The organism is Burkholderia sp. Bp8991 (genome assembly GCF_003853795.1).
Classification (GTDB): domain Bacteria; phylum Pseudomonadota; class Gammaproteobacteria; order Burkholderiales; family Burkholderiaceae; genus Burkholderia.
The window spans coordinates 69,173-75,172 of the sequence record NZ_QTQJ01000037.1; the positions used below are offsets into that span (position 1 = coordinate 69,173).

Sequence of the window (6,000 nt, forward strand, 5' to 3'; positions counted from 1 at the left end):
GTCTGTCGTCAACAAAAGAAAACCGCCGGCCGGGCGGACGTGAACACGTCCAGCCGGCCGGCGGCCCCTAGTGTAAGCGAGATGTGTGACGACGAGAAACCGGCGCGGCGCGCCGGCGCGACGCCGCTCAACGCTCGTCGAAGCTCACGACGACCTTGTCGCTGATCGGGTGGCATTGGCACGTGAGCACGAAGCCGTCCTTCACTTCGTGTTCCTCGAGCGTGTAGTTCTTCTCCATCCGGACCTCGCCTTCGATCACCTTCGCCCGGCACGTGCAGCACACGCCGCCCTTGCACGCGTACGGCAGCGCGAGGCCCGCGCGCAGGCCGACGTCGAGCAGGCTCACGCCTTCGTACGGCAGGCGCAGCTTGCGTTTCTTGCCGTCGAGCACGATTTCGAGGTCGGCAGCCGGCGTCTGGTCGGTGATCTCGACGACGGGCGCGCCCGCCTGCGGCAGCGGCGTGCCGAAGCGTTCGACGTGCACTTTCGCCTGCGGCACGCCGGCTGCCTTCAGCGCGGCTTCGGCCGCGTCCATCATCGGCGCCGGGCCGCAGATGAACGCTTCGTCGATTGCGTCGGCCGGCGTGAGCGTCGCGAGGAATTCCGCGCATTTCGCCTGGTCGAGCACACCGTTGAACAGCTCGACGTCCTGCTGGTCGTCCGACAGCACGTGGTACAGGACGAAGCGGCTCATGTAGCGGTTCTTCAGGTCCTCGAGTTCCTCCGCGAACATGATCGCGTCGACGCTGCGGTTGCCGTAGATCAGCGTGAACGTGCTGCGCGGTTCGAGTTCGAGCGTCGTCTTCACGATCGCGAGCACCGGCGTGATGCCCGACCCGCCGGAGAACGCGACGTACTGCTTGCCGTGGTCCGCGTTCAGATGCGTGAAGAAGCGGCCGTCCGGTGTCATCACGTCGATCGTGTGACCCGGCTGCAGCGTGTCGAACGCGAAATTCGAGAAACGGCCGCCGCGCACGCGCTTGATGCCGATGCGCAGTTCGCCGTCGCGGTCGTAGTCGGTCGTGCCGACGCAGATCGAGTACGACCGGCGCGTTTCCTCGCCGTCGATGTGGGTCTTCAGCGTGACGAACTGGCCCTGCGTGAAGCGGTACGCGTCGCGCAGCTCGGGCGGCACGTCGAAGGAGACGGTAACGGCGTCGGCGGTCTCGGGCCGCACGTCGCGGATACGCAGCGGGTGAAATTGCGGGGTTGACGACCCCCGCCGGGCCGCCCCAACGGGGGCGTCGGCCCCCTCGGGGGGCAGCGAATGAAGAGAGCGTGGGGGCTGTTTCATTTCAGTAAGGTTTGAAGTAGTCGAAGGGTTCGCGGCAGTCGACGCAGCGATACAGCGCCTTGCAGGCCGTGGACGCGAATTGCGCGAGGCGCTCTGTGTTGGCTGAGCCGCAGCGCGGGCACACGGGCGCCGCGACGGGGCGCGGCACGAAACGCACGACGTTTTCCCGCGGCGCGGCGCTGCCGCACTGGCCGACGGGCGGCGCGATGCCGTACGCGCGCAGCTTGTCGCGCGCTTCCTGCGTGATCCAGTCGGTCGTCCACGCGGGGGCGAGCACCGTCTCGATCCGGTGCGGCGGCAGGTTGGCGGCCTGCATTGCCGCGGCGATGTCCTCGGCGATCTGCGACATCGCCGGGCAGCCGGAGTAGGTCGGCGTGATCACGACTTCGAGCTGGCCGTCGTCCGCGCGACGGACGTCGCGCAGGATGCCGAGCTCGCGGATCGACACGACCGGAATCTCGGGATCGGGCACGGCTTCGAGCACGTCCCACGCGCGCGCGAGCAACGGATCGTTGCGGTGCGCGGCGGGCGTCGGGTCGGCTGGGGCGGCGGTCTGGACGGACATCGTCGGGCTCCGTTGGGGCGGCGGGTTACCAGGTCGCGCCAGGGTGCTGGCGCGCGAGGCTCTGCATTTCCGCGAGCAGGTAGCCCATGTGCTCCGAGTGCTCGCCCTGCTTGCCGGTGCTCACGTGCTGCACGGGCGCCGGCAGGGTGAGCGTCGCTTCCGCGAGCGCTTCGTCCACGTCCGCGCGCCATGCGGCTTCGAGCGCGGCCGGTGCCGGCCCGATGCCCGATGCGCAGACCGCGTCGTCGATCGCGTCGGCCGCGAAGCATTCGCGCGTGTACGGAATCAGGTAGTCCAGCGCGGCCTGAGCGCGGCGATGCGATTCATCGGTGCCGTCGCCGAGGCGCACCAGCCATTCGCGCGCGTGCTGCACGTGATAGCGGGTCTCCTTCACCGATTTTGCGGCGATCGCGGCCAGTTGCGCGTCCGTCGACGTTTCGAGCGCGGTCCACACGTGCAGCATCAGCGTCGCGTAGAGGAAGTTGCGCACGATCGTCACCGCGTAATCCTTGTCGGCGTGCGCGGTGCCGGCGATCGGGCCGTAGTGCGGCAGCTCGGCGAGCGTGAAGTTCGCGAACTCGCGCTCGGTGCGGAAGTACGCGTAATCGTCTTCCGTCTTCGTCGCGCCGTTCAGCTGGCGCTCGAGTTCGGCTGCGTGCGTATACAGCATGCGGGCCTGGCCGATGAGGTCGAGGCTCATGTTGGTGAGCGCGATGTCTTCCTCGAGGATCGGGCCGTGGCCGCACCACTCGGCGTTGCGCTGACCGAGGATCAGCGCGTTGTCCGCGAGGCGCAGCACGTAGGAGAGGTGTTCGGGCGTGATCGTCATGGCGCGGGCGTTACATGTGGTTGACTTCGTCGGGCAGCGTGTAGAACGTCGGGTGACGGTAGATCTTGTCGCCCGCCGGTTCGAACAGCTCGGCCTTCTCGGCCGGATCCGACGCGGTGATCGCCGACGACGGCACCACCCAGATGCTCACGCCTTCCTGGCGGCGCGTGTAGACGTCGCGCGCCATGCGCAGCGCCATCGACGCGTCGGCCGCGTGCAGGCTGCCGCAATGCTTGTGGTCGAGGCCTTGCTTGCTGCGCACGAACACTTCCCAGATCGGCCATTCCTTGTTCATCACTCTCTCCTGAATCCTGTATTCGATGGTTGCCGCTCAGGCGGCGTGCTGTTCGGCGCGGGCGCGGCGCTTCGCCTCGTGCGCGAGCGCGGCTTCGCGCACCCATGCGCCGTCGTCGTGCGCTTTCACGCGGGTCGCGAGGCGTTCCTTGTTGCACGGGCCGTCGCCGTTGACGACGCGCCAGAATTCGTCCCAGTCGATCGCGCCGTAGTCGTGGTGGCCGCGTGCCTCGTTCCATTTCAGGTCGGGGTCGGGCAGCGTCACGCCGAGCACCTTCGCCTGGTCGACCGTCGCGTCGACGAACTTCTGCCGCAGGTCGTCGTTCGTGATCCGCTTGATGCCCCATTTCGCGGACTGGTTGCTGTGGACCGAATCGGCGTCGCTCGGGCCGAACATCATCAGAACCGGCCACCACCAGCGGTTCACCGCCTGCTGGACCATCGCACGCTGCGCGTCGGTGCCCTTCATCATCGACAGCAGCGCATCGAAGCCTTGGCGCTGGTGGAACGACTCTTCCTTGCAGACCCGGATCATCGCGCGCGCGTACGGGCCATACGTGCAGCGGCACAGCGGGATCTGGTTCATGATCGCGGCGCCGTCGACGAGCCAGCCGATCACGCCGACGTCGGCCCAGGTCGGCGTCGGGTAGTTGAAGATGCTCGAGTATTTCGCCTTGCCGGCGTGCAGCGCGTCGATCAGCGAATCGCGCGAGACGCCGAGCGTTTCCGCCGCGCTATATAGATAGAGGCCGTGACCGGCTTCGTCCTGGACCTTCGCGAGCAGGATCGCCTTGCGCTTCAGGCTCGGCGCGCGCGAGATCCAGTTGCCTTCCGGCAGCATGCCGACGACTTCCGAGTGCGCGTGCTGCGAAATCTGGCGCACCAGCGTCTTGCGATAGGCGTCGGGCATCCAGTCCTGCGGTTCGATCTTGCCGTCCGCGGCCATGACCGCGTCGAACCGCGCCTGCTCGGGCGACTCGGCTGCGGCGTCGAGCGATGCGACGTTGCCGGGGATGTCGAGGGATTGCGTGTACATGGCGGAGGATCTCGTCCGGTTGAATGTGTGCGAAGTATAAACCAACCGACCGGTCGGTTAATAAATTTCTCGCGGATTTGCGGGGGAGATTCGGGTAAACGTGGGGCGTCGGGGCGCGATCGCCAGGGCAGGAAGACGGTCCGGCGCGTGAGACGGGCCGCTTCTGCGGCACAATGCCCGCTTTCCGATAAGGATTTCGCCGATGTCATTTCGAAGCAGTTTCGTCGCGACCGTGCTGGGCGCGTCCGTGTTCCTCTCGCCGCTTGCCGCCTCGGCCGCACCGGCCGGGTGGGTCGCCGCGTGGGCGACCGCATTGCAGCCGATTCCCGACCTGGCTGCGCCGCCGCCGCTCTATCGCGCGCCCGACGTGGGCGGACGTACGGTCCGTCAGATCGTCTACCCGACGGTATCGGGGCATGCCGCGCGGATTCGCGTGAGCAATGCGTACGGTCGCGCGCCGCTGGTGATCGAGGGCGCCGGTCTTGCGCGCGCGGGTGACGGCGCGGCGCTTGCCGACGGGGCGAGTGCTGCCGTGCGCTTCGGCGGCAAGGCGTCGGTGACGCTCGCGCCGGGCCAGGAACTCGAAAGCGACGCGGTGGCGATCGACGTGATGGCCGGGCAGCCGTATGCGATCAGTCTGCGGATGGGCGCGAACCAGCGGATGACCGTGTGGCACCGCGTGTCGAACCAGCTCAATTTCGTATCGGCGCCGGGTGATCACGTGAACGATCCGGGCGGCGGTGCCTTCCGTGCGCGCTTTACCCAGTATGCGTGGGTGACCGAACTGGCCGTCGAGGCCGGGGCCGCGCGGGCGAGCGTCGCCGCGATCGGCGACTCGATCACCGACGGGCTGCGCTCGAGCCTGAACCGCAACCGTCGCTGGCCCGACGCGCTGGCGCGCCGGCTGTCCGCGGCAGGTTCGGATTCGCTTGGCGTCGTGAATCTCGGGATCAGCGGCAATCGTCTGCTGAGCGATTCGGCGTGCTACGGCACGTCGCTGGCGTCGCGGTTCGAGCGCGATGCGCTGTCGCGCGCGGGGGTGAAGGCGGCGATCGTGCTGATCGGTATCAACGACATCAACTTTGCGGCGATGCCGCCGCGCGCGGGGCTGGATTGCGACAACCCGCATACGCAGGTCACGGCGGCATCGTTGATCGACGGCTATCGCCGGTTGATCGAGGCTGCACACCGCCAGGGGGTGAAGATCTTCGGTGCGACGCTCACGCCCGCGGCGTTGCCGGCCGGGCGCGAGGCGATCCGGCTCGAGGTGAACCGGTGGATCCGAAGCGGCGGCGGGTTCGATGGTGTGGTCGACTTCGACGCGGTACTGCGCGATCCGGCGCGCCCGAGTGTGCTGCAGCGCCGCTACGACAGCGGCGACGGCATTCACCCGAGCGACGCCGGTTACACGGCGATGGCCGATGCGGTGCCGGTGGAGCAGCTGCAGGCCGTGGCTGGCGGCAAGTAAACTCGCCATATATATAGAACGACGGATTGCCGGCCGCTTCAAGGTCGCCGGAGGCACGTAGTTCATCGAACCCCAAGCCCCCGTGCGCGGCAGCGCACGGGGGCTTTTCAAAATATTTTCACAAAGGGGTTGCGCGGACGAGGGCAGGTGCTTAGAATCACGCCTCTTTCGCGCTAACGGAAACGCGGCGCGGGAGAAGAAGGGAAGCGGTGCTGTCGGGCGGGTCGTAGCGGCCTCGGCGGTGCAGGAAGTTGAACCCCAGCCGTCGCAACGAAGCAGTTAAAAAGTTGTTGACGAACTGAAAAAAGCGGTTCATAATCTCGCTTCTCTGCTGCTGAAAACGCAGCGCTGCTGAGAAACACGAAGTTTCTCGCAGAAATGCTCTTTAAAAATTAACAGCCGATAAGTGTGGGCGCTTGATGGAAGCGAGCTGATCCTCGGATCAGAAAAGCGAAAGTATCAAGAGTCTCACACTAAAGTAAGTCAGGTTTATGAAGTGATTCATATTCCTGTC

Annotated in this window: 7 protein-coding genes; 1 reads left to right on the forward strand and 6 read right to left on the reverse strand. The window is 66.7% G+C overall.

Annotation, left to right across the window (positions count from 1 at the left end; genetic code table 11):
• Positions 1 to 127 precede the first annotated feature (127 nt).
• The 5 genes from paaE to paaA are packed head-to-tail and all read right to left on the reverse strand — an operon-like array spanning position 128 to position 4,018.
• Positions 128 to 1,264 carry a 1,2-phenylacetyl-CoA epoxidase subunit PaaE gene (paaE, locus tag DIE02_RS30250; RefSeq protein WP_124489245.1) on the reverse strand — a complete coding sequence of 379 codons (1,137 nt, stop codon included), beginning with the start codon at positions 1,262 to 1,264 and terminating at the stop codon, positions 128 to 130.
• A gap of 31 nt (positions 1,265 to 1,295) precedes the next feature.
• On the reverse strand, positions 1,296 to 1,859 hold the full coding sequence (paaD, locus tag DIE02_RS30255) for a 1,2-phenylacetyl-CoA epoxidase subunit PaaD (RefSeq protein WP_124489239.1): 564 nt from the start codon (positions 1,857 to 1,859) through the stop codon (positions 1,296 to 1,298).
• Positions 1,860 to 1,884: 25 nt separating this feature from the next.
• A complete protein-coding gene (gene paaC, locus DIE02_RS30260) occupies positions 1,885 to 2,688 on the reverse strand; it encodes a 1,2-phenylacetyl-CoA epoxidase subunit PaaC (protein ID WP_124489240.1) in 804 nt (267 codons plus the stop codon).
• A gap of 10 nt (positions 2,689 to 2,698) precedes the next feature.
• Entirely contained in the window at positions 2,699 to 2,983 is a 285-nt protein-coding gene (paaB, locus tag DIE02_RS30265; RefSeq protein ID WP_006752453.1) for a 1,2-phenylacetyl-CoA epoxidase subunit PaaB, read from the reverse strand.
• A 36-nt stretch (positions 2,984 to 3,019) separates the two neighbouring features.
• The gene (gene paaA / locus DIE02_RS30270; RefSeq protein ID WP_044846317.1) at positions 3,020 to 4,018 is read right to left on the reverse strand and encodes a 1,2-phenylacetyl-CoA epoxidase subunit PaaA; all 999 of its coding nucleotides are present in this window, start codon (positions 4,016 to 4,018) and stop codon (positions 3,020 to 3,022) included.
• A gap of 202 nt (positions 4,019 to 4,220) precedes the next feature.
• Between paaA and DIE02_RS30275 the strand changes: the two genes are divergently transcribed.
• A complete protein-coding gene (locus DIE02_RS30275) occupies positions 4,221 to 5,486 on the forward strand; it encodes an SGNH/GDSL hydrolase family protein (protein WP_124489241.1) in 1,266 nt (421 codons plus the stop codon).
• Positions 5,487 to 5,643: 157 nt separating this feature from the next.
• On the opposite strand, the gene DIE02_RS35690 is transcribed toward DIE02_RS30275, so the two are convergent.
• Entirely contained in the window at positions 5,644 to 5,802 is a 159-nt protein-coding gene (locus tag DIE02_RS35690; RefSeq protein WP_185702667.1) for a hypothetical protein, read from the reverse strand.
• Positions 5,803 to 6,000: the final 198 nt, after the last annotated feature.